Raw genomic sequence first — 23,303 nt, 5'->3', positions numbered from 1 at the left:
CCTGCCGCCGTGACCGCCGCTGCCGCAGGCAGGGCGCCACTGCCGCCTTTGCCCCCATCCCCTCCCGAACCCGAACTGGAGCCGCCGCCGCGGCCGCCGGCCCCGCCGTCGCCGAACAACGCTCCGCCCGGGCTGAACAATCCACCCATTCCGCCCGGCCCACCGGCACCGCCGGCACCGATGGCGGCTCCTCCGGGACCGCCGGCACCGATGGCGGCTCCTCCGGGACCGCCGGCCCCCCCATTGCCGACCAAGATGCCGCCGTCGCCGCCGTTTGCCCAGTGCCAGGGATTCCGTTGGCGCCGTTGCCAATCAGCGGACGCCCCACTAACGCCCGGGTGCGCGCGTTGATCAGATCGAGCACAGACTGCGCAACGTTGGCCGCCTCCGCTTGGGCATAGGCTCCGCCGCCGGCGATCAAAGCGGTGACGAATTGTGCGTGAAACTGCGCCGCCTGGGCGATCAATGCCTGATACCGCTGCGCGTGTTCGCCGAACAGTGCCGCGATGGCCGCCGACACCTCATCGGAAGCCGCGGCCACCACGTTGATTGTCGGAGCCGCGGCCGCCGCGGTGGCTTCGCTGATCGCCGATCCGACGCTTGTCAGGTCTGGGCAGCCGCCGTGAAGAATTCCGGTGTTGCTACCACATAATTCATGGACGCTTCCTTGCGTGATGAGGCCGATGCGCGAACCCATGAAGGGTACCCACCGTCACGAAGAGCCGTCAGTCGAAATCGCGGAAACCCCTGTGGTTTCCCAGGTTCCGAGGCTTACCTCTGCTCGTAGGTCCCGTAGATGACGGCGCGGGCGATCGCGTGCTGGAACAGGTTGAAACCGAGGAAGGCCGGGCTGGCGTCTTCGCTCAGATCCAATTTCTGGACGTCCACCGCATGCACCGCAACGTAGTACCGGTGCACACCATGCCCGGGTGGCGGTGCGGCGCCGACATAGCGGCGCATACCGGCATCGTTGACCAGCGTCAGTGCGCCGCCCGGCAGCTCGCGGCCGTCGCCGGCGCCTTCGGGCAGCTCGGTCACCTCGGCGGGCAGGTTGGCCACCGCCCAGTGCCAGAACCCGGACAGCGTCGGGGCGTCGGGATCGTAGACGGTGACCGCGAAGCTACGGGTCTGCTCCGGAAAGCCCGCCCAGCTCAATTGCGGACTGGCGTCCTGTCCGCCCGCGCCCATGATCCCGCTGACCTGCGCGCTGCGCAGCGGCTGGCCGTTGCTCACCGAATCCGAGGTCAGGCTGAAAGGCGGCAGCTCGGGGAGTGCGGCATACGGGTCGGGCGGTGTTGTCATGCTCGGTCCTTTCGGATAGTCGGCTCACGGAACATCAGCAGTGGGTCAGGAAATGTGTCAGCACCTCGGTGCCGAACTTCAGCGCATCGATGGGTACCCGCTCATCGACACCGTGGAACAACGAGGTGAAATCCAGATCGGGCGGCAACCGCAGCGGGCTGAAGCCGAAGCAGCGAATCCCCATGCGCGCGAATGCTTTTGCGTCGGTGCCGCCGGACAGCATGTAAGGCACTATGCGGCCGTCGGGATCGACGGCCAGCACCGCGGCGTTCATGGCATCGACCAGATCGCCGTCGAAGCTGGTCTCATACGACGGCAGGTCCCGGATCCACTCGCGGGTGACCTCGGGGCCGATCAACTCGTCCACCTCGGCTTCGAAAGCCGCCTGCCGGCCGGGTAGTACCCGGCAGTCCACCACCGCCTCCGCGGTCGCGGGGACGACGTTGGCCTTGTATCCGGCCTTGAGCATGGTGGGGTTCGCGGTGTCGTGCAGCACCGCCTTGAGCATGCGGGCCATCGGGCCGAGCTTATCGATGGCCCCATCCAGGTCCGGCGAATCGGTGTCGAAGCTCAGGCCGGTCTCCTCGCTGACGGCGGCCAGAAACTCGGCCACGGTGTCGGTGCACACCAGCGGAAACTGGTGACGGCCCAGCCGGGCGACCGCTTCCGCGACGGCGGGGACCGCGTTCTGGTCGTGCACCATCGAGCCGTGCCCGGCGCGGCCGCGCGCCGTCAGGCGCATCCATTGGATGCCCTTCTCGGCGGTCTCTATCAGATACCGGCGGCGGCCGCCGCCGTCGCGGCCCGGCACGGTCAAGGAGAAGCCGCCGACTTCTCCGATCGCCTCCGTGATGCCGTCGAACAGATCGGGCCGGTTGTCGACCAACCACTGCGCGCCGTATTTGCCGCCGTGCTCCTCGTCGGCCACGAAGGCGAACACCAACTCCCGCGCCGGCACGATGCCGGCGCGCCGCAAATGGCGGGCGACCACGATCATCATGCCGACCATGTCTTTCATATCGACCGCGCCGCGGCCCCACACATAGCCGTCTTCGATCGCGCCGGAAAACGGGTGCACGCTCCAATCGGCAGGTTCGGCCGGCACCACGTCCAGATGCCCGTGGATGAGCAACGCTTCCCGGGAACCGACTTGACCCTTGGGGCCGGCCAGCCGGGCGAACACGTTGCCGCGCCCGGGCGCACCGGATTCCACATATTCCGGCTGGTAGCCGACCTCGGCGAGTTGCTCGGCCACCCAGTGAGCGCACTCGGCCTCGCCTTTGGTGGTTTCCGGGTCCCCGGTGTTGGTGGTATCGAATCGGATCAACCTGCTGACAACCTCGGCAACGTCATCGCCCGCACCTGTCACAGTCACCTTTCCTACCACTGTCGGCCACTCCCGGTCGCCTCTGAGGTGGTCGGTCCATCCTGATCCACCGGTGTCCCGCGAGCCCGGTTGGGCTGACGCGAGCCGATCGGATAGCCTTAGCTGCCAACCCATGCGAGTGGTTTTGTCCGAGTGGCGGAATGGCAGACGCGCTAGCTTGAGGTGCTAGTGCCCTACTAATGGGCGTGGGGGTTCAAGTCCCCCCTCGGACACAAATTGTTAGCTACATAGATAGAAAATTTGCTGTAACTCGTCTGAAGTGGATTTTTGTGTTTGCTCATGCCGATTGGCGATAGTGGTTCACCGACACATGACCACGGATTTGGTCACCGCTCGTCCCACTGCCAAAGCCCTACCCGCGTCTACCGCCTGCCGGTTCGGGCGTCGAAGATATTTCCCAGGCTCCACGTACCGTCCTCGAATGTGAAGACCTCATATGGCCCCGTAGCCAGCGGTAACAACAACTACTCTGCGTCTCAACGCTTTCGCACAACCCACCCGCCGCGATGCCAGCGAACGCCGCGTACTCACCACCAATCAGGGGCGGCATGTTCTGGATACGACCGGCGTCCGGGTTGGTCGGCGCACTGCGGTCGACGCAGGCCCGAGTCACGCGCCACTCGTGAATCCCGGGATCGTAAGCATTGCCCTGAACTGCGGGTTTGTTGAATGAATGTCACGTTCCCGCCAAAATCTGAAAGATGTCAGCCATGACCAGCACACCAGCGATGGAGATTCGACGCGCCGCGCCGCGGTCATTTGTGCACGTCTCAGACCTACCTGGCAGCAATGAAGCCGCCCGTAAAGCGGCGTCGCGCGCCGTGCAGAGCGGAGACTTGGTCCGCATACGGCGTGGACTCTATTTCAAGGTGCCCGGAGCCAGCCGCTACGGACCGGTCAAGCCCCGCGTCGAAGCGGTCGTCCGGGAGATCTTTCGTGCACCCAACTCCGGCTTTGGCCCCGCGGGCTATTCCGCGGCGCGCAGTCTCGGGCTCACGACCCAGGTGCCCGCCAAGTTCGAAGCGTCGGCGTTGCGCAAGGCCGACCCCCCTGTTCCTGGTGTCGTGCTGCACGTGCGCAGCAATCCGGCCAGGGCGGCACTCAACGAGAAGGAGATCGCCGTCCTGGAGGTTCTCCGTTCGCCCGAGCACTTCGTCGACGGTGGCATGACGACCCTTGCCCGCAAGGTCAACGAACTGACCACAGCCAAAGCGGTGCGACTGCGCGCCCTCGGCAAGGCGGTGGCCGGAGAAATGCGGGAATTCATGCGTCGCTGAACGCTTGTGATCCGTTCTACAGGTACGACTTCACGGTGTCGGACAGCCCGCCGTCCGACGAGCCGTCGGAGCACGAACCTGGTCTAGTCGCGGTGTACGCCGTGCGGCAGGACTCGGTCTGGATCACGTTCAAGATCATCGCTCTGTCGCTAGAAGCCTTGCGGGAGAGGCCGATCAAAGGTCAGTTCACGATCGCGATCCCCGCTGAGGACGACGAGCTTCGTCAGCAATTCGAGCGATTTGTCGACTACGGTGCGCCGATCCGCATGCCCTCGGGCACAGTGAGCGGTTCCCTTGATTTGCCCGGCGGCCTCGGTGGTGATCTCGGTGCCGCCAGCCTGGCGGTGCTGTCGCCGCCGGACGCCCTCGCCGACCACGACGAGCCAGCCGAGTTGCTACTTGCCATCATCGCGCCCGATTCCGACTCCGTGATTGCATGCACCACAATCCGACGAACGGACCTCACCGTCGGCCAGGCCGGAGTACGGAGTGTCTTCGTTGAGAAGTCCGGGATTTTCACCCTCGAGATGCGTATGAAGTCCGGCAATCTCGAGGGTGAGATGACCCTGCACACCGAATACGACTTGTCGGGTCACCGGCCGGCAGAATTCGTCGACGGGCTGAAAGTCCTGGCTGGGTGGAAGTCTCCGAACCGACTTGCATTCGGCGTTCCGTACGGTCCACCGAACTTCGGTGTGGTGGCAACTCTGCAGACCGACCGAGACCGAGACGCGAGCAAATGGGCAGCCGTCTGCGAGAATCTCGCGACGATCCAGGAGCACGTCTCGGTGCTGCTGAAGATGCCCAAAGAGATGGACTTCGATCAGGCCATGCGCATCCGCGAGGTCGCCAAGCTGGTCTCCGGCGAGTCCGTCACCGGCAAGCTCTCCGGCGACTTCACGGTCAAACACCAGCCCGACGCGCCGCCGGTCGAGCGCGAGATGGACAAGGTCTACGAGTTCATCACCATCAAGTCCACCAAATTGACGCTCGGCGACGACACGCTCACTGTCGGAAAAGAGGCACTCTTCTTCCGCGGACGGTTCGTCCGGATCGAAGACAGCGAATCTGAACTAGAGCCTCTCACCGAAGCGATCGGCGTGTCCTACGACGGCGAGCTCGAGCCGGGACAGGTGATGATGCGCCCCATTCCCGACGTGGACGAGGCCGCTGGGGAGGTCGAGCAGTGAGAACCGCCTGATAGAAAACCTGCTCCGAGCCTCGGTTGGCGCGGGTTTCTGTATTTGCTGGTGCCGGTTGGCATCGCCTTGATGTTCTAGTTCTGTCCTACGTCGGGATCTCACACTGGCATCCGGCCACAAGAGATTCACCTCGCCAGGCGGTCGTCCGCAATTCCGCACTCAGTAGTGACACGTACAAATCACGGTTCAGTGAGTGTACAGTTCACGGTGTGGAGGTATCCGTGACCGAGTTGCGCGCGCACCTCAGCGATTGGCTCGATCGAGCTCGGGCCGGTGCTGAGGTCGTCATCACCGACCGCGGGATTCCGGTCGCGCGACTCGCTGCGCTGGACAGCGCTGGCACCTTGGAGCGCCTCACGGCCGAAGGCGTGATTGGCAAGGCCACCGCTCAGCGGCCCGTCGCTGCGGGACGGTCCGGACCCCGACCGCGGCGGCCGGTGTCTGACCGTGTCAGCGACCAGCGGCGCTGACCGGTGCCGCTCGTCTACTTCGACGCCAGCGCCTTCGTCAAACTTCTCACCACCGAGACAGGGAGCTCGCTGGCGTCCGCGCTATGGGACGGCTGCGACGCCGCATTGTCCAGCCGCCTGGCCTACCCCGAAGTCCGCGCCGCACTCGCCGCAGCAGCCCGCAATCACGACCTAACCGAATCCGAGCTCGCCGAAGCCGAGCGTGACTGGGAGGACTTCTGGGCCGCCACCCGCCCAGTCGAACTCACCGCGACGGTTGAACAGCACGCCGGCCGCCTCGCCCGAGCCCATGCCTTGCGCGGAGCCGACGCTGTTCATCTGGCCAGCGCGTTGGCTGTCGGTGAACCCGGCCTGATCGTCGCCGTGTGGGACCGACGCCTGCACACCGGAGCCCAAGCCGCCGGGTGTCGAGTCGCCCCCGCCCAACTCGACCCCTAGCCCCTCCGCTCGATATCAGAGTGGGGGACGACGATCAGGTACCGATTCGCCAGGTCAGGACCCGTTCGCAGGTGGCCAAGTCCCCCCTCGGACGCAGTGTGACGAGTCGCATTCGACCGCATCCCAGCGACGAGCACCGCAGGCCGCGCTCAGCGGGTGTTTTCGTCACCGCCACGGTCGGCGGACACCGTCGATTCCTCGGCCGCCTCCGCCTCGGCGTCGTCGAACGACTCGTTGGCGCCGGACTCGTCATCCGGGTAGTCGACGGCCGGCTCGTCTTCGGGGTGTGCGGCGGGCTCTTCGTCGGCTTCGTCCTGGTCTTGGCTGCCCGCGTCCCGGTGCTGACGTTCCCTGATGGCGTCGACGATCAGCAGTATCACGCCCAGCACGCTGGCGCCGATGCACACCCACGCCACCAGCACGTTGCTGGTGACCACGGCGAACACCAGCGCAACGAGCCCAATCAGGGCCAAAACCAGGGCAATGATCAGCATGGGTCATCCTTCAGCCGGCGAGCAGCAACTAAACGTACCAAGCTCGCAGCACCGGCCTTGCAGCCCGGCGAGTGCGGCCCGTGTCGAGCTAGTTGTTACCCCGGTTGAATTGGTCGAAACCGCCGGCATCGGCGCTGGAATCGACCGGTGCCGCCGAGCCACGCTGACCGAGTTCCTCGAGCTGGGATTCCAGGTAGGTCTTGAGACGGGTGCGGTACTCGCGCTCGAACGTGCGCAGCTGCTCAAGCCTGCCTTCCAGAACGGTGCGCTGCTGATTGATCGTCCCCATGATCTCGGAATGCTTGCGTTCGGCGTCGGCCTGCAGGGCGTCGGCCTTCTCCTGGGCCTGCCGCAGCTGGGCCTCGGATCGGGCCTGGGCATCCGCAAGCATCGCGTCGGCGCGCTGCCGGGCGTCGGCGACGGTGGTCTCGGCGGTGTGCCGGGCCTCGCTGACGATCTGCTCGGCGTTGGCGCGGGCATCGGCCAGCATCTTGTCCGACTCCGCCTTGGCGGTGGCGGTGAGGCGGTCGGCGGTGTCCTGAGCCAGGCTCAGCACCCGGGCCGCCTTGAGGGCCTGCTCCTCGTTGGTTCCCGACGGAGCCGGCCTGACCGGCTCGGGTTCGGGCTCGTAGACCGGCATCGCCTGGGTGGGCGCGGCGGTCACGCCGGTACCGGCGCCGCCGGCGGCCAGCTCCGCGTCCAGCTCGGCGATCCGCTGGCGCAGGTCGGAATTCTCTTCGATGAGCCGGGTCAGTTCGTTTTCCACCAGGTCAAGGAAGGCGTCAACCTCATCTTCGTTGTACCCGCGCTTGCCGATAGGCGGCTTACTGAACGCCACATTGTGGACGTCGGCAGGTGTAAGCGGCATTGTTTGTCCCCTCGAGTTCCTGGACGGTCAAACGATCTGGAAAGTGTAGAACGGAGCGGTAGCCGTCGTGCAACTACCGTCCATCCTGTCACACCAGACTCGGCGGTTGCCGATTGGACTAATAAATAAGGGCCAATTTCAATCTCTGAGGCAAATAAATCACATTTCTTAGATTTGAAAATCCCGCGCCCAAACTTGTCGCCGAATCGTGGCCGAACCGTCGCCCAACTATTCCCGGGCAATGTCTGCACGGCTCAGGCCGCGGCGCCGAACGCCAGCTGCATCCCGATGAACGCCACCAGCAGCAGCACCATGATGGACAGGTCGAAGCGCACCGCGCCGATGGTGAGTTGCGGGATCAGCCGGCGCAGCAGCTTCACCGGTGGATCCGTGATCGACATGATGATCTCGAGGATCACCACCGTCAACCCGGTCGGGCGCCAGTCGCGGCTGAACGAGCGGATGAACTCGACGACGACCCGCGCGATCAACAGCAGCCAGAAGATGAACAGCGCAAACCCAAGGATCTGAAAAAACAGCACCAACGAGAGCCCGACCTTACGACGAGGATGTAGAGGATGTGAATGTGCCGTCCGTGAGGCCGGCATGCGCAAGCCTACCGACTCGGCCGACGGACACACATGTGGTGCGAATCGCCGGCGGCCGGGCCGGGCCGCAACCAGCCCGGCGGGCTCAGCTGCCACCCGCCGGGCCGTGCATCGTCAGATGCGGTTATTGGTAAGCGTAGAAACCGGTTTCGGCGATCCGGCGACGCTCCTCCGGGGTCACGTCGACGTCCGCGGGCGACAGCAGGAACACCTTCGTGGCGACCTTGTCGAACGAGCCGCGCAACGCGAAGGCCAAACCGGCGGCGAAGTCGACGAGCCGTTTGGCGTCGGCGTTGTCCATCGACACCAGGTCCATGATGACGGGCGTGCCGTCGCGGAACCGCTCGCCGATAGTGCGCGCCTCACCGTAGTCCTTCGGCCGCAGCGTGGTGATCTTGGACAGCGGGTGGCCTTCCTCGAACATCATCGCCATCCGGCGCGGGTCCATCGCCAGCGCGCCGCGAGTGGAGTTGCGCAACCATGAGCCGAAACGCGGCCGTGCCATGTCGGGGCGGTCGAACTCGCGGGGCGGGAATCGCGGTTCGTCGGGATACCCGCCGCGATAGCTACTGGGCGGCGGATAGTCGGCCGGCTCGCCGCGCAAGTCGCCACGCAGATCGCGGCGGAGGTCCCGAGGGTCCCGGGGGTCCTCGTAGTCGCGTCCTTCATAACGGCCGTAATCGTCTTCGAATCGGGGCCGGGAATAACCGCGTGAGGGAGCGCGGTCGTCGTAATACTCGTCGTCGTATTCCTCCATCGGAGCCATACCGAAGTAGGCCTTGACCTTGTGCAGTGTGCTCATCGATTGACCCCTTCTAGCCCTGGGTTACCTGTTGTCTGTGATGAAGGTGTGACTACAGTGACTATTCACGGTGACCGTAACCGCCGCGGACCCAATAGCGCGGTACCGACACGCACACACGTCGAACCATGTTTGACGGCAGTTTCGAAATCAGCGGACATGCCGGCGGACAGCCCGACCGCCCCGGGAAACGACTCGCGCACCCTGTTGTGCTCGGATTGCAGCCGGTCAAACGCCTCGTCCGGATCCCAGTCCAGGGGTGGGATGCCCATCAAACCGACCAGTTCCAGGCCCGGCGCATCGTCGACTTGCGCACAGATCTGATCCACCGCTCCGGGCGCGGTGATGTCCACACCGCCTCGTGATACGTCGCCGTCGAGGCTGACCTGAACGTAAACCCGCAACGGACGGTCGCGACGGCGTTCGGCCAGCGCCCCGGTGACCGCGCGATCCAACGCCGTCACCAACCGCGGGCTGTCGACCGAATGGGCGGTATGCGCCCACCGCGCCAGCGAACGCACTTTGTTGCGCTGGATTCGCCCCACCATGTGCCAGTGGATACCGCCAAGCCCGGCCCTCGGTGGCGCCGCCAACAGCCGAGCCACTTCGGCCGCCTTGGCCGCAGCTTCCTGTTCGCGGGATTCGCCAACGGCGCGGCAACCCAATCGGCACAAAATCACAACATCGGTTGCTGGAAAGAATTTGGTAATTGGCAGAAGTTCAATTTCGCCGACATTACGACCGGCCGCCTCGGCCGCGGCCGCGAGCCGGGACCGCACCGCGGCCAACGCGTGCGTCAATTCCGATTGACGGTCTGATTGCTCCGGAAGATCCACCACCATCGCTGTCATTCCATCCACACCACAGACGCCAGCCGCCCGGTGGGGGCGCCGCGCCGATGGCTGAACAAGGTCGGGTCTGCGACCGTGCACCGGGGGTCGACATCGATTGAGGTAATGCCCAAACCTCTTAGCTGGCAAGCGATTCCGGCGCGAAGATCGAGTGCGGGCGTTCCGGCCGACGTGGTGGTGCGGCTGCCGGGCAACGTCGCCTCGACCTCGTCGGCCATGCCGGCGGGCACTTCGTAATTGCGGCCACTGGCCGCCGGGCCCAGTAGCGCCGAAATGTCGCCGGCCCGCGCGCCCCGATCCAGCATCGCCTCGACCGCGCGGGCCACCACCCCGTGCTGTGCACCGACCCGGCCGGCATGAACCGCCGCGATGACACCGGCACGCGCATCCGCCAGCAATACCGGCACGCAATCGGCCGTCAGCACCGCCAGCGCCAGTCCACGGGTCCCGGTCACCAATCCGTCGGTTCCCGCTCTGCCGCCGACGGCGGCGCTCTGCGGCTCGTCGACCACCGCGATCCGGTCACCATGGACCTGGTTCATCCACACCACCCGCTCGGCGGGCAGCCCGATGGCGGCGGCCAGCCGGGCCCGGTTGGCAGCCACGGCGGCCGGGTCGTCGCCGACATGGTCGCCGAGGTTGAAGGTGTCGAATGGCGGCCTGGACACACCGCCCGCCCGGGTGGTGGTCACCCGGCGGATGCGAACGCTCACCCTCCCAGTATCCGAAGCCCGATGCTCGCCAGGTTGCACCAATGTCGCGCCGCGGCCGGTTTGTCGCGCACTGGCAAGCAAATCGAGACCCTCAGCGGCGCATGAAGGGTGGCACATCGACGTCGTCGTCATCGCCGCCGATGCTCAGGGTCGCCCCGTTGGTGTGCAGTGGCACGCTGACGGCGTCGACCGGCTCGAACAGCGTGGAGGTGAGCTTGCCGGCCCTGGCCGACTCGATGCGGTGCGCGCCGCCCGTCTCGGCCACCCCAGCAGGCTTGCGGCTGGCCCCGCCGGCCTCGAAGCCCGCCGCGATCACCGTCACCCGCACCTCGTCGCCGAGTGAGTCGTCGATGACCGTGCCGAAGATGATGTTGGCGTCGGGGTGAGCGGCGTCCTGCACCAGCGAGGCGGCCTCGTTGATCTCGAACAGGCCCAGGTCGCTGCCGCCGGCGATCGACATCAGCACCCCCTGCGCGCCCTCCATCGAGGCTTCCAGCAGCGGCGAGTTGATGGCAATCTCGGCGGCCTTCAGTGACCGGCCGTCACCGCGGGCCGAGCCGATGCCCATCAGCGCGGTGCCGGCGCCGGACATGATGCCCTTGACGTCGGCGAAGTCGACATTGATCAGACCCGGCGTGGTGATCAGGTCGGTGATGCCCTGCACACCGTTGAGCAGCACCTCGTCGGCGCTGCGGAAGGCGTCCATCAGCGATACCGCGGCATCGCCCATCTGCAACAGCCGGTCGTTGGGAATCACGATGAGGGTGTCGCAGCTCTCCCGCAGTGCCGAGATGCCGTTTTCGGCCTGGTTGCTGCGCCGCTTGCCCTCGAAGGAGAACGGCCGGGTGACGACGCCGACGGTCAACGCCCCCAGTTTGCGGGCAATGCTGGCGACGACGGGCGCTCCACCGGTTCCGGTGCCGCCGCCCTCACCCGCGGTGACAAACACCATGTCGGCTCCGCGGAGCAACTCCTCGATCTCGTCCTTGGCGTCCTCGGCGGCCTTGCGTCCCACCTCCGGGTCGGCGCCGGCGCCCAGCCCGCGGGTCGAGTCCCGGCCCACGTCGAGCTTGACGTCGGCATCGCTCATCAACAAAGCCTGCGCGTCGGTGTTGATCGCGATGAACTCCACGCCCTTGAGTCCCTGCTCGATCATCCGGTTGACGGCGTTGACGCCGCCGCCGCCGATGCCCACGACTTTGATGACGGCCAGGTAGTTATGCGGGGGGGTCATCATTCGTCTTCCTCCCTGAAGGGAAACTTGGTTCCTCCTGCGGTGTGTCTGCTTGCAAAACTCTCAACCTCAACCATAGATTTAGAGTTATGTCAAGTACTTCCGCGTAACCAGAACCGTATGGGTACGACGGGTGCTAACCGTGCAGGCGCGCCGACGCGCCACCCGCAAATTTTTTGTGGGCCGGCTGCTGCGCCTTACGTCATTTCACGGTCGGCAGGTCCGGGCTGGACACGTCGTAGGTCCGCCCGGGCTGGGTCAACAACGCCGCCAGTTTCTCGGCCTTCTCCTCGGCGCGGTCGGTGGTCCCCCAGATCACCACGCGCCCGTCGGCCAGCGTGAGGGTGATCGAGGACACCGAGGGCGCCGCGATCCGGCCCACCTGGCCTGCGACCTCGGGACGCAGCGCGGTCAACACCTGCAACGCGGCCAAGGTGGCGGGATCCGTCGGGCCCGGATTGTCCACGTCGATATACGGCAGCGCCGGTGGCGGCGGACCGGTCGCGAAATCCACGCCGTCGCGGTCGAACAGGTGCGGCCCGTCGGGAAAGTCCTTGACCACCAACGGGATCCGCTCCACGATGGTGATCCGCAGCGCCGACGGGTACTGCCGCTGCACCCGGGCGCTGGCCACCCGCCGGATCGCCGCCACCCGGTCGGCGACCTGACTGGTGTTGATCTGCAGCAACGGCGTCCCGGGACGCACCTGGGCGGCGTCGAGAACCTCCTCGCGGGTCACCGTGCCGACCCCGACCACGACGATGTTGCGGGCCGACATCGCGGGCGTGAAATACAGGATCAGCGCCAGCCCTACCCCGACGACGAGTAACACCACGGTGGCCAGCAGCATCTTCAATCCCTGAACAACCCCGCGCGCAACGGGTTTGGGCTCTTTGACGACGTGGCCGCGGGCTCGTCGTTTGGCCTCGCGCCTGGCTTGCTCGATGGCGATGGCACGAGCCTGGGCGGCACGGCGCTCGGCACGTTCGCGCCGGGCACGTCGGCGCGGGCCCTCGAATTCGTCTTCGGCCGCCGACTTCTGGGCGCCCGGCGCCTCGGACGCCTCGGTGGTAAGTGGCTCGGTGACCGCTTCGGCACCGACGTCTGCCGCGTCGCCGGCGACCACGTCGACCGGGCTGCCTTCGTCGGGTTGGGTCACTGCAGAACCCCCGGCCGGCCGGGCGCGCCGCGATTGGCCTGCACCCGCAGCGCGGACACGATCTCCGGACCCAGCAGGGTCACGTCTCCGGCACCCATGGTGACGATGACGTCACCCGGGCCCGCCGCGGCGGCAACCTCGCCGGCCACCGCCGAGAAATCCCGAAGGTAGCGCACCGGTACGCTCACGTGCTCGGCGACGCTGGCCCCGCTGACGCCGGCGAGCGGTTGTTCGCGGGCGCCGTAGACATCGAGCACGAATACCGCGTCGGCGGCGCTGAGGGCGCGACCGAACTCGGCGGCGAAAGCCTTGGTACGCGAGTACAAATGCGGCTGAAAAACGACCAGGAGCCGACCGGCCCCCCCGTGCTGGACCACCGAGCGCACCGCAGCCAGCGTGGCGCCGATCTCGGTCGGGTGGTGGGCATAATCGTCGAAAACGCGTATCGATCCCACCGTGCCGACCAGCTCGAATCGACGGCGCACTCCCTCGAAACCGGCCAGGCCGTCGAGCACCTCGTCGATCGCGGCGTCCACTTCGATCGCCGCCAGCAGCGCACCCAGCGCATTGAGCGCCATGTGGCGTCCGGGCACCGAGAGCCGCATCACCCGCGGGTGCCGCTCGCCGGCCAACCGGATATGCGCCACGGCTTCGGTGCCGCGCTGTTCCCAGGACAGCAATGTCGCGGCCAACGGCGCACCGGCGGTTTCGGCCGACCCGTAGCGCAACACCCGGATTCCCAGCTCGGCGGAGCGTCCGGCCAGGGCGGCCGCGCCGGGATCGTCGGTGCACACCACCAGCGCACCTCCGGGCGCCAGCCGCTCCACGAAGGAGTCGAACACCCCGACATAAGCCTCGGTGCTGCCGTAGAAGTCCAGGTGATCGGACTCGATGTTGGTGACCACCACGACGTCGGGGGTGTACTCCAACAGCGAACCGTCGCTTTCGTCGGCTTCGGCGACAAAGCAGTCCCCACTGCCGTGATGGGCATTGGTGCCGGCCTCGCCCAGTTCACCGCCCACGGCGAACGACGGGTCGCGCCCGCAGTGCTGCAGCGCGACGATCAGCATCGACGTCGTGGTGGTCTTGCCGTGCGTTCCGGTGACCATCAGCGTGGTGCGGCCGGCCATCAGCTTGGCCAGCACGACCGGTCGCAGCAGTACCGGGATGCCGCGGCGCCGGGCTTCGACCAGTTCCGGATTGGTCTTGGGGATGGCGGCACGGGTGGTGATGACGGCGGTGACGCCGCCGGGCAGCAGGTCCAGCGACGCCGCGTCGTGCCCGATCCGGATCAGCGCGCCGCGCGCCCGCAGCGCGTGCAGGCCGCGTGACTCCTTGGCGTCCGAGCCCGAGACCAGGCCGCCGCGGTCGAGCAGGATGCGGGCGATGCCCGACATGCCGGCTCCGCCGATGCCGACCATGTGGACCCGCCGCAGTTCGGGAGGCAACTGCTCGGTGTTCACTTGGCTCTCCTGGAGGCTCTCCTGGAAGCTCTGCCGGACCGGGCCCACCGCGCGGTTTCCAGCGCCGCCTGCGCCACCTGCCGGGCCGCGTCACGGTGTCCCACCTGCGCGGCGGCGGCAGTCATCGCCGCCAGCCGGGGCGGATCGGTGAGCAGCCCGGCGACTTCGCGAGCCACCAGGGCCGGGGTGAGGTCGGCGTCGGCGACCACCATCCCGCCGCCGGCGTTGACCACCGGCAGCGCATTGAGCCGCTGCTCGCCGTTGCCGATCGGCAGCGGCACATAGATGGCCGGCAGCCCCACGGCCGACACCTCGGCGACCGTCATCGCCCCGGATCGGCAGATCACCAGGTCGGCGGCGGCGTAGGCCAGATCCATCCGGTCCAGATAGGGCACCGCGACGTACGGCGGGTCAGCGGCATCGGGGGTGCGTAGCTCCACGACGTTCTTGGGCCCGTGGGCATGCAAGACGGAAACACCCGCGGCGGCCAGGTCGGCGGCGGCCGCGGACACCGCCCGGTTGAGCGAGACGGCACCCTGCGAACCGCCGAACACCAGCAGCACCCGGGCGTCGTCGGCGAAGCCGAAGTGCGCCCGGGCCTCGGCGCGCAGCGCCGCACGGTCCAGGGCGGTGATGGCCTGCCTGACCGGAACCCCGACCACCTCGGCGTTGCGCAGCCCGCAATCGGGCACCGCCGACAACACCCGGTCGGCGGTGCGGGCACCCACCCGGTTGGCCAACCCGGCCCTGGCATTGGCCTCGTGGATCACCACCGGGATGCGGCGACTGCGCCTGAGTATGCCGGGGAAACCCCGCGCGGCCAGGTAGGCAGGCAGCGCGACATACCCGCCGAAACCGACCACGACGTCGGCGTCGATCGCGTCGAGCACCGCCCGGGTCTCGGCGACGGCACGCCACACCCGCGGCGGCAGCCGGGCGAGGTCGCCACTGGGTTTGCGCGGCAACGGCACCGGGGTGATCAGCTCCAGGTGATAGCCGCGGGCGGGCACCAACGTCGTCTCCAGCCCGCGCAGGGTGCCCAGCGCGGTGATCCGGGCATCGGGCTCCAGGGCGCTGAGCGCATCGGCGACGGCCATCGCGGGCTCCACATGGCCGGCGGTGCCGCCGCCGGCGAGCACGATCGACAGCGATGGACCGTAGTCGGTCACCTTCTGCCCACCGGCCGGCTCCCTGACCGAGTCGTTCACCCGTAACGCTGACCTTCCAATGCCCGAACCCGCCCTGCCTGACGCTGGCCGGCGTACCGCTGACCCGCTCTATGATGCTCCCCCGCAACCGGCTGGTGCCCCCGCCCCGGCGCGCGCGCGGTACCCGCGGACCGGCGAACCGGCCGATCGGCCCGGCGCGGCAACGCCGGTCGCGCGGGCTCCCCGGGTTTGCGGGCAGCCTTGACCGCCTTTCGGGCGGCCGGCTGTTTGGCCGCCTGTTTGGGCGGTTGCTGGTGTGCGCGCTTGCGGTCGCGAAACGCCTCGAGGCGGGTCGGCGCGTAAGGCTTTGGTAGCGGCAGCCGCAGCAGTCGGTTCACTGTATCGTCGCGACCCGCGCGCAGCGCGGCCACCGCCTCGGGTTCATGCCGCGCCGCGTTGGCGATGACGCCGATCATCGACAAGGTGGTGGCCGTGGAGGTGCCACCGGCCGAGATCAGCGGCAACTGCAGCCCGGTGACCGGCAGCAGCCCGATCACGTAACCGATGTTGATGAACGCCTGTCCCAGCACCCACAACGTGACGGTGGCGGTCAACAGCCGCAGAAACGGGTCGGCCGACCGGCGAGCGATCCGCATCCCGGTATAGGCAAACAGCCCGAACAATCCCAGCAGCCCGAGCGCGCCGATGAAGCCGAGTTCCTCCCCGATGATCGCGAAAATGAAGTCGTTGTGAGCGTTGGGCAGATAGTTCCACTTGGCCACACCCTGGCCCAGGCCGTCGCCGAAAATTCCCCCGTGAGCCAGCGCGAACTTGGCCTGCCGGGCCTGGTAGCCCGAGTCCATCGGGTCGTTGTCGGGATCGAGCCAAGACCGCACCCGGTCGGACCGGTAACCCGCGGTCATCGCCAGGATCGCCGCGGAGATGACGACCGCTGCCAGTGAACTGGCGAAAACGCGCAGCGGCAACCCCGCGTACCACAGCAGCCCGAGCAGGATGATGCCCATCGACACCGTCTGTCCCAGGTCGGGCTGCGCCACGATCAACGCCAGTGCCACGACCGCGGCCGGCACCAGCGGAATCAGCATTTCCCGCAGCGACGCCCGCTCCATCCGCCGGGCCGCCAGCAGATGCGCACCCCAGACCGCGAACGCCATCTTGGTCAGCTCCGACGGCTGCATGGAAAAGCCCGCCACCACGAACCAGCCGCGGGAACCGTTGGCTTCCTTGCCGATTCCCGGAATCAGCACCAGCACCAACAACACGATGGTGAACGCGAAGGCGGAGAACGCGATGCGGCGCAGGAACTGCACCGACATGCGTAGCCCGACGTAGCAGCCGATGAGACCGACGACGGTCCACAACACCTGCTTGCCGAAGATCACCCATGCCGACCCGTCGTCGTCATAGGACCGCACGCCGGAGGCCGAGAGCACCATGATCAGGCCGAGCGTGGTGAGCAGCGCGGCGACGGCGATGATCAGGTGAAACGAGGTCATGGGCCGGCCCAGCCAGACGCCGAACCGGGTGCGCGGGCCGGCCTCCTCGGGCTTGGCCCGCGACTTCTCGCCGGTCTGCCGACCCGGCTGCTCGTCGGGCGAAGCCGTAGCGTCGAGCTGCTGGTCAGCCTGGGCCGTTTCCTCCTGCTCGGCCGGCCCGTCGGCCGTGGCACTGTCGGTGGTGTCGGCCCTGTCGGCACTGTCGGCATTATTGGCGGCCTTGCCCCGGCGCATCAGCCGGGTGAATGCGCTGCGCACGCCGCCTACCGGACCGCGGCGCGTACCGCGGCCGCGAACGCGTCGCCCCGGTCGGCGTAACCGTTGAACTGGTCAAACGATGCACCGGCCGGTGCCAGCAGCACCGTGTCACCGGGTTTGGCCATCTTTTTGGCCGCGGCCACCGCGGCGGTCATCACCTGCGCGCCGAGCGGTTCGACGGAATCGTCAACTTTTGTCACATCAGTATCAGAAGCCACAGCCATATCAGCATCCTCGCCTGTCACAACCTGGACGACGGGAACATCCGGCGCGTGTCGTGATAACGCCTCGGCAACCGCCGCCCGGTCTCGGCCGAAGAGCACCGCTCCGACCAGCCTCGATGCCATGATCGCCACCTCGGCATCCACGGATGCGCCCTTGAGCAGCCCACCGGCAAGCCAGACCACCCGCGGGTAGGCCAGCACCGACGCCTGCGCGGCGTGTGGGTTGGTGGCCTTGGAGTCGTCGACGTAGGTGACGCCGTCGACGACCGCGACCACTTCCGAGCGGTGGCGCCCGACCTGAAACGACGCGACCGCGTCAGCGATCGCCTCGGCCGACGCCCCGACAGAGCGGGCCAACGCGGCCGCGGCCAGCGCGTCGAGCACGCCGACCGGGCCCGGGACCGGGATGACGCCGACCGGCAGCAGCGGCAGATCGGCGGCGAAGGCGCGGTCAACCAGGTAGCCGCCGCACACGCCCAGCTCCCCCGCCGCGGGCTCACCGAGCCGGAAACCGGCCCGCACCTGCGCCGGCGAGGTGTCCAGCAGCGCCGTCGCCCGGGGATCATCCAGCCCGACCACCGCCACCCGGCCGGTCAGCACCCGAGCCTTGGCCTCGGTGTAGGCGGCCATGGTGCCATGCCAATCCAGGTGGTCTTCGGCGATGTTGAGCACCACGCCGGCCTCCGGCCGCAGCGACGGCGCCCAGTACAGCTGAAAACTCGACAACTCGACGGCCAGCACATCGGCCGGCTGGTCGAGCACCTCCAGCACGGGGCTGCCGATGTTTCCGCACAGCACGCTGCGGCGGCCGGCCGCGATGAGCATGGCGTGCAGCATCGAGGTCGTGGTGGTCTTGCCGTTGGTGCCGGTCACCACCAGCCAGCGGCGCGGCGGCCCGTAGTGGCCCGCCACATCCAGCCGCCAGGCCAGCTCCACGTCACCCCAGATCGGAACGTCCGCGGCGGCGGCCGCGGCCAGCACCGGCGTCGTCGGCTGGAACCCGGGGCTGGTGACCACCAACGCATACTCGGCGATCTGCGATACCGCCACCGACGGCTCCACGGTCGCCACACCGTCGTCGGCATAAGGCTGCAGCATGACCGGATCGTCGTCACACACCGTGGGCGTCGCACCGAAGCGGGTCAGCGCCGCCAGCACGGCGCGGCCGGTCACCCGGCCACCGGCGATCAGCACCGCGGCGCCCGGCACCAGGGGGTCAAGCACGTCAGGCACCGATCGCGGCCAGATATTCACCGTAGAACAAGGCCACACCCAGTCCACAGCTGATGGCGGTGAGCAGCCAGAAACGGATGATCACCGTGGTTTCGGCCCAGCCGACCAACTCGAAATGGTGGTGGAAGGGCGCCATCCGGAACACCCGGCGCCCGGTCGTACGGAACGTCAGAATCTGCAGCACCACCGAGGTGATCTCGGCGACGAACAGCGAGCCCAGCACCACCGCCAGCAACTCGGTGCGGCTGGTGATCGACAGCCCGGCGATCACACCGCCCAATGCCAAGGAGCCGGTGTCGCCCATGAAGATCTTCGCGGGTGCGGCGTTCCACCACAAAAAGCCGATGCAGGCGCCGGCGGTCGCGGCGGCGATGAGCGCCAGATCAAGCGGGTCCCGCACGTTGTAGCAGCCCAGCCCGGGCGCGGTGACGCACGCGTTGCGGTATTGCCAGAAGGTGATCAGCACGTAGGCGCCGGTGACCATCGCCATGCAGCCGGCGGCCAGCCCGTCCAGGCCGTCGGTGAAGTTGACCGCGTTCGACCAGGCGCTGACCACGACCACGCAAAACAGCACGAACAGTGCCGGAGCCAGCGTGACCGTGGCGATCTCACGTACGTAGGACAGCTGCGCGCTGCCCGGCGTGATGCCGGCCGGATTGCGGAACTGCAGCACCAGCACGGCGAACAGCACGGCGGAGGTGATTTGCCCGACGGTCTTGGCGGTCTTGTTCAGCCCGAGGTTGCGTGACCTGCGGATCTTGATCATGTCGTCGAGGAATCCGACCCCGCCCAGCGCGGTGGCCAGGCCGAGCACCAGCAAACCCGACGCGGAGATGCCCTCGCCGTCGAACGCAAGGCCGGCGAGGTGGGTGCCGAAGTAGCCCGCCCACATGCCGGCCAGAATCGCCACACCGCCCATCGACGGCGTGCCGCGTTTGCTGTGATGGCTGGGTGGGCCGTCGTCGCGGGTGTGGTGACCGAAGCCCTGTTTGGTGAACAGCCGGATCAGCGCCGGGGTGAGCAGGATGGAAACCGCCAGCGCGATGGCGACGGCGATCAGGATCTGTCTCATGGGCGTGCGCTCCCGCGGTTGTCGGCGCCCCCAGCTGGGTCGTCCGAGACCAGCGCGTCGGCCAGCGCTCCCAAGCGTGCCGAGTTCGACGCCTTGACCAGGATCACATCCCCGGGTTGGACTTCGGCGCGCAACAGTGCCAGCGCGGCGTCGGCGTCGGCGACGTTGACGGCCCCTCTGTCAGCCCCAGCTCCCCACGCCCCTTCCAGGACCGCACCGTGGTGCATGGCGCTCAGCGACCTCCCGGTTCCCACGACGACGAGTCGAGACACATCTAAACGCACCGCGAGCCGGCCGACGCGGTCATGCTCGGCTATGGCGTCCGCGCCGAGTTCAGCCATCTCCCCCAAAACCGCCCAACTGCGCCTGTTGACGGGTTCGGACCCGGCGCCGGAGCCGCCGTGGGCGATCCAGGCCAGTGCCTGCAGACCGGCCCGCATGGAGTCGGGGTTGGCGTTGTAGGCGTCGTCGATGACCGTCACCCCGTCGGTGCGGGTGGTTACCTGCATCCGATGCCGCGACACCGGACCGGCGCCGCCAAGCGCGGTTGCCACCTGATCAAGGGTGGCACCGCATTCCAGCGCGACGGCGGCCGCGCACAAGGCATTGCTGACCTGATGGTCGCCGTAGACGCCCAGTCGGACTTCGGCCTGGGTGGCGCCGGCGTGCACGGTGAACTGCGGCCTGGCCAGCTCGTCCAGCGACACCGGCCCGGCCCAGACATCGCCAGCGCTGCCGCGGCTGACCCGCACCACCCGGGCCGCGGTCACCTCGGCCATCGCCGCCACGGCCGGGTCGTCGGCATTGAGGACGACCACCCCGGATTGTGGAACAGCCTGCGGCAGTTCCGATTTCGTTCGCGCTATGGCCTCGCGGGAGCCGAACTCGCCCAGGTGTGCGGTGCCGACGTTGAGCACCACCCCGACGGCCGGGGTCGCGATCTCGGCCAGCGCGGCGATGTTGCCGGGGTGGCGGGCCGACATCTCCAGAATCAGGTAGTCGGTGTCGCGGCCGGCGCGCAGCACGGTCCAGGGATGACCCAGCTCGTTGTTGAAGGATCCGGGCGGGGCAACCACCACACCCAGCGGCTGCAGCACCGCGGCCACCAGATCCTTGGTCGACGTCTTGCCCGACGAACCGGTGATCCCGATGATGGTCAGCCCGTCGGCGACCAGTTCCGCGGCTACCGCCTTGGCCAGTTTCGCCAGCGCGGCCAGGACGGCCGCGCCCGACCCGTCGGCGTCGTGCTCGAGCACTCCGGCCAGCGCGCCCTCGGCCGGGGACCGCTCCGGCGCCACCACGATGGCCGGAACACCGACCGGCCGGGCGGCCAGCACGGCAACCGCCCCGGCCGCTGCCGCCGACGCCGCATAGTCGTGTCCGTCGACATGCGCGCCCGGCAGCGCCAGAAACAATCCGCCGGGGCCGACCGCGCGCGAGTCGAACTCGACGGTCCCGGTGACGCGGCGTTGTGCGGCGTCCTGCGGCGAGATATCGGCCAGCGTGCCGCCGACGATGTCGGCGATCTGAGCCACGGTCAGGTCGATCATGGGCGTGTCCGCCCGGGTCCAGGCAGCCCGCCGGTCTCGCGAGCGGTCAACGCCTCGGCCAGTTCCACCCGGTCGTCGAACGGGCGGACCTCCCCGGCGCCGCGCTGGCCGGTTTCATGGCCCTTGCCGGCGACCACGACCACGTCCCCGGGGTGCGCCCAGCCGACCGCGTGCCGGATCGCGCCGCGTCGGTCGGCGACCTCGACCACTTCCGCGGTGCCACCAACCGCCGCCGCGCCGGCAAGGATCTCCCGGCGGATCGCCGCGGGATCCTCGCCGCGCGGGTTGTCGTCGGTGACGACGACCAGGTCGGCCAGCTCCGCGGCGACGGCACCCATCGGGGCGCGCTTTCCCGGGTCACGCTCGCCACCGGCGCCGAACACCACCGCCAGCCGGCGGTCCGGGCTCGCCAGCGTGGTCAACACCGCCCGCAAAGCCCCCGGCTTGTGCGCGTAGTCGACGAGTGCCAGGAAATCCTGACCGCGGTCCACCTGTTCCAGGCGTCCGGGGACCCGGGCCTGCCGCAGTCCCGGCGCAGCCTGTTCCGGCGAAACCCCGATACTGTCCAAAATCGCCAGTGCGAGAAGGCAATTAGCGATGTTGTAGCCGCCCGGCAAGCCGATGCGCACCCGGTGCTGGACGCCGGCCGGGTCAACGGCGGTGAATTCCTGTCCGGCCGCTCCCATCGGCACCACGTCGACGGCGCACCAGTGCGCGGCCCGATCCCGCGCACTCACGGTGATCGCGGTCCCGGCTCGCTCGGCCATCGCGCGCCCGGCGTCGTCATCGACGCACACCACGGCGGTGCCGGCGCGCAGCGCCGAGGCCGGGTCGAACAGCAGCGCCTTGGCCTCGAAGTAGTCCTCCATGGTGGGGTGAAAGTCCAGATGGTCACGCGACAAGTTGGTGAAGCCGCCGACGGCGAATCGGGTGCCGTCCACCCGGCCCAGGGCCAGCGCGTGACTGGACACCTCCATGACCACGGTGTCCACGCCGCGTTCGGACATCTCCGCAAGCACGGCCTGTAAGGCGGGCGCCTCCGGTGTGGTCAGCGCACTCGGGATGTCGGCGCCGTCGATGCGGATGCCGATAGTGCCGATCAGCCCGGCGACCCGGCCGCCGGCCCGTAAACCGGCCTCCACCAGATAGGTGGTGGTGGTTTTGCCCGACGTTCCGGTGATGCCGATGACCGTGAGCCGCTCGGACGGGCGGCCGTACACGGTGGCGGCCAGCTCCCCGAGCACGCTGCGCGGTGCCGGATGCACTAAGACCGGCACTTTCGCCGCGTGGGCACCCATGGCGGCGAGCCCGTCGGCGTCGGTGAGCACCGCGACCGCCCCACGCTCGATGGCATCGCCGGCATGGCGGGCGCCGTGTGTGGTCGAGCCAGACAGGGCCGCGAACAGGTCACCCGGCTGGACGTCCTGGGCACGCAGCGTCACGCCGGTGACGTGCACATCCGGGAAGGTTTCGGGGTAATCCGCGCTGGTGTCTGGTACAGCTCCGGTCTGCGCCGCCAGTACAGCCAGTTTGACCCCCGCGACGGTACGAGGGCGTAACCCGTTGGGCATCGACTCCGCCATTGGCACCACCTCCGTCCGACCGCAGATGTTGAGAGATCGCCATGGTCGGCGTTGACACCCTACCTAGACGCGCCCGCCCACCCTGTGCAGCCGCGCCTGCATCGGACGACCGCAGCCGCCCGGCTCGCGTCGATCTGCGGTGATGCCAGGTCAGTGCCGCCGCGGTGCCGCGCCCGGGATCAGCCGTGCCCGGCGGACATCCCACAACCGTCGGATCCGGTACCAGCCTCCCGACCTCCCATTGCGGACACCAACCCGCCGGGACCGCCTCGATCGGGCAAGTGCCGGCCGACGGGCCTTCGTATCGCGCGTGCCCGCCGAGCACGCGCTAGAGCAGCCCGCCGCGCCCGGCGGTCCCGTCGGCGCCGGCCGGAACGCCCGCACCGCCCCGGCCACCGGCACCGCCGGTCCCCCACAACACGGCACTGCCGCCGTTGCCGCCGCCTCCGC

General features: G+C 68.2%; 20 protein-coding genes, 1 tRNA gene and 2 pseudogenes. 5 read left to right on the top strand and 18 right to left on the bottom strand.

Going from position 1 to position 23,303, the window contains the following annotated elements; all coding sequences use genetic code 11:
- The 3 genes and pseudogenes from BST40_RS22085 to BST40_RS22075 form a co-directional block, all read right to left on the bottom strand.
- Positions 1 to 657: pseudogene (locus tag BST40_RS22085) on the bottom strand (PE family protein); the annotation flags it as partial.
- A 114-nt stretch (positions 658 to 771) separates the two neighbouring features.
- Complete coding sequence (locus tag BST40_RS22080) at positions 772 to 1,302, bottom strand: YbhB/YbcL family Raf kinase inhibitor-like protein (protein ID WP_083155613.1); 531 nt, start codon at positions 1,300 to 1,302, stop codon at positions 772 to 774.
- Positions 1,303 to 1,336: 34 nt separating this feature from the next.
- Positions 1,337 to 2,689 carry a M20/M25/M40 family metallo-hydrolase gene (locus tag BST40_RS22075; protein ID WP_083155610.1) on the bottom strand — a complete coding sequence of 451 codons (1,353 nt, stop codon included), beginning with the start codon at positions 2,687 to 2,689 and terminating at the stop codon, positions 1,337 to 1,339.
- Between the two features lie 126 nt (positions 2,690 to 2,815).
- Between BST40_RS22075 and BST40_RS22070 the strand changes: the two genes are divergently transcribed.
- The 5 genes and pseudogenes from BST40_RS22070 (at position 2,816) to BST40_RS22050 (ending at position 6,076) form a co-directional block, all read left to right on the top strand.
- A tRNA-Leu gene (locus tag BST40_RS22070) sits at positions 2,816 to 2,901 on the top strand.
- A 498-nt stretch (positions 2,902 to 3,399) separates the two neighbouring features.
- The gene (locus BST40_RS22065; protein WP_142276783.1) at positions 3,400 to 3,966 is read left to right on the top strand and encodes a DUF6088 family protein; all 567 of its coding nucleotides are present in this window, start codon (positions 3,400 to 3,402) and stop codon (positions 3,964 to 3,966) included.
- 92 nt (positions 3,967 to 4,058) lie between these two features.
- Complete coding sequence (locus tag BST40_RS22060; RefSeq protein WP_122526474.1) at positions 4,059 to 5,156, top strand: hypothetical protein; 1,098 nt, start codon at positions 4,059 to 4,061, stop codon at positions 5,154 to 5,156.
- A gap of 176 nt (positions 5,157 to 5,332) precedes the next feature.
- Positions 5,333 to 5,638: pseudogene (locus BST40_RS22055) on the top strand (type II toxin-antitoxin system Phd/YefM family antitoxin); the annotation flags it as partial.
- A gap of 3 nt (positions 5,639 to 5,641) precedes the next feature.
- Positions 5,642 to 6,076: a type II toxin-antitoxin system VapC family toxin gene (locus BST40_RS22050; RefSeq protein ID WP_075549101.1), complete on the top strand. Its 435-nt coding sequence runs from the start codon at positions 5,642 to 5,644 to the stop codon at positions 6,074 to 6,076.
- A gap of 149 nt (positions 6,077 to 6,225) precedes the next feature.
- Here BST40_RS22050 and BST40_RS22045 read toward each other — a convergent pair whose 3' ends face one another.
- From BST40_RS22045 to BST40_RS21975, 15 genes are all read right to left on the bottom strand, one after another.
- Positions 6,226 to 6,570: a phage holin family protein gene (locus tag BST40_RS22045; protein WP_083155601.1), complete on the bottom strand. Its 345-nt coding sequence runs from the start codon at positions 6,568 to 6,570 to the stop codon at positions 6,226 to 6,228.
- Between the two features lie 88 nt (positions 6,571 to 6,658).
- Positions 6,659 to 7,438, bottom strand: a complete 780-nt coding sequence (gene wag31, locus BST40_RS22040; protein ID WP_075549099.1) for a DivIVA-like cell division protein Wag31 — start codon at positions 7,436 to 7,438, stop codon at positions 6,659 to 6,661.
- A 254-nt stretch (positions 7,439 to 7,692) separates the two neighbouring features.
- Positions 7,693 to 7,983, bottom strand: a complete 291-nt coding sequence (locus tag BST40_RS22035; RefSeq protein WP_023364806.1) for a YggT family protein — start codon at positions 7,981 to 7,983, stop codon at positions 7,693 to 7,695.
- Positions 7,984 to 8,170: 187 nt separating this feature from the next.
- On the bottom strand, positions 8,171 to 8,848 hold the full coding sequence (locus BST40_RS22030) for a cell division protein SepF (protein ID WP_075549098.1): 678 nt from the start codon (positions 8,846 to 8,848) through the stop codon (positions 8,171 to 8,173).
- Between the two features lie 65 nt (positions 8,849 to 8,913).
- Positions 8,914 to 9,690, bottom strand: a complete 777-nt coding sequence (locus BST40_RS22025; protein ID WP_075549113.1) for a YggS family pyridoxal phosphate-dependent enzyme — start codon at positions 9,688 to 9,690, stop codon at positions 8,914 to 8,916.
- A gap of 5 nt (positions 9,691 to 9,695) precedes the next feature.
- Complete coding sequence (pgeF, locus tag BST40_RS22020) at positions 9,696 to 10,412, bottom strand: peptidoglycan editing factor PgeF (protein ID WP_183155014.1); 717 nt, start codon at positions 10,410 to 10,412, stop codon at positions 9,696 to 9,698.
- A 91-nt stretch (positions 10,413 to 10,503) separates the two neighbouring features.
- Positions 10,504 to 11,646, bottom strand: coding sequence for a cell division protein FtsZ (gene ftsZ, locus BST40_RS22015; RefSeq protein ID WP_075549112.1), 1,143 nt, complete (start codon positions 11,644 to 11,646; stop codon positions 10,504 to 10,506).
- 202 nt (positions 11,647 to 11,848) lie between these two features.
- Entirely contained in the window at positions 11,849 to 12,805 is a 957-nt protein-coding gene (locus BST40_RS22010) for a cell division protein FtsQ/DivIB (protein ID WP_075549096.1), read from the bottom strand.
- Positions 12,802 to 14,268: a UDP-N-acetylmuramate--L-alanine ligase gene (murC, locus tag BST40_RS22005; RefSeq protein WP_075549095.1), complete on the bottom strand. Its 1,467-nt coding sequence runs from the start codon at positions 14,266 to 14,268 to the stop codon at positions 12,802 to 12,804. Before murC ends, BST40_RS22010 begins: the two co-directional genes overlap by 4 nt.
- Positions 14,265 to 15,476 carry an undecaprenyldiphospho-muramoylpentapeptide beta-N-acetylglucosaminyltransferase gene (murG, locus tag BST40_RS22000; protein WP_083155599.1) on the bottom strand — a complete coding sequence of 404 codons (1,212 nt, stop codon included), beginning with the start codon at positions 15,474 to 15,476 and terminating at the stop codon, positions 14,265 to 14,267. Before murG ends, murC begins: the two co-directional genes overlap by 4 nt.
- A complete protein-coding gene (gene ftsW / locus BST40_RS21995) occupies positions 15,473 to 17,191 on the bottom strand; it encodes a putative lipid II flippase FtsW (protein ID WP_083155596.1) in 1,719 nt (572 codons plus the stop codon). Before ftsW ends, murG begins: the two co-directional genes overlap by 4 nt.
- A 5-nt stretch (positions 17,192 to 17,196) precedes the next feature.
- Positions 17,197 to 18,639 (bottom strand): UDP-N-acetylmuramoyl-L-alanine--D-glutamate ligase, encoded by a 1,443-nt coding sequence (murD, locus tag BST40_RS21990; protein WP_075549092.1) that lies wholly within the window; start codon positions 18,637 to 18,639, stop codon positions 17,197 to 17,199.
- A 1-nt stretch (position 18,640) separates the two neighbouring features.
- Complete coding sequence (gene mraY, locus BST40_RS21985) at positions 18,641 to 19,720, bottom strand: phospho-N-acetylmuramoyl-pentapeptide-transferase (RefSeq protein WP_075549091.1); 1,080 nt, start codon at positions 19,718 to 19,720, stop codon at positions 18,641 to 18,643.
- On the bottom strand, positions 19,717 to 21,270 hold the full coding sequence (locus BST40_RS21980) for a UDP-N-acetylmuramoyl-tripeptide--D-alanyl-D-alanine ligase (protein WP_083155593.1): 1,554 nt from the start codon (positions 21,268 to 21,270) through the stop codon (positions 19,717 to 19,719). The genes mraY and BST40_RS21980 overlap by 4 nt, the downstream gene beginning before the upstream one ends.
- The gene (locus tag BST40_RS21975) at positions 21,267 to 22,853 is read right to left on the bottom strand and encodes a UDP-N-acetylmuramoyl-L-alanyl-D-glutamate--2,6-diaminopimelate ligase (RefSeq protein WP_075549089.1); all 1,587 of its coding nucleotides are present in this window, start codon (positions 22,851 to 22,853) and stop codon (positions 21,267 to 21,269) included. The genes BST40_RS21980 and BST40_RS21975 overlap by 4 nt, the downstream gene beginning before the upstream one ends.
- Between the last annotated feature and the right edge of the window lie 450 nt (positions 22,854 to 23,303).

This window comes from Mycobacterium persicum (assembly GCF_002086675.1).
Classification (GTDB): Bacteria; Actinomycetota; Actinomycetes; order Mycobacteriales; family Mycobacteriaceae; genus Mycobacterium; species Mycobacterium persicum.
Note: the sequence above shows the minus strand (reverse complement) of the source record. Positions and strands in the feature narration are given on the sequence as shown.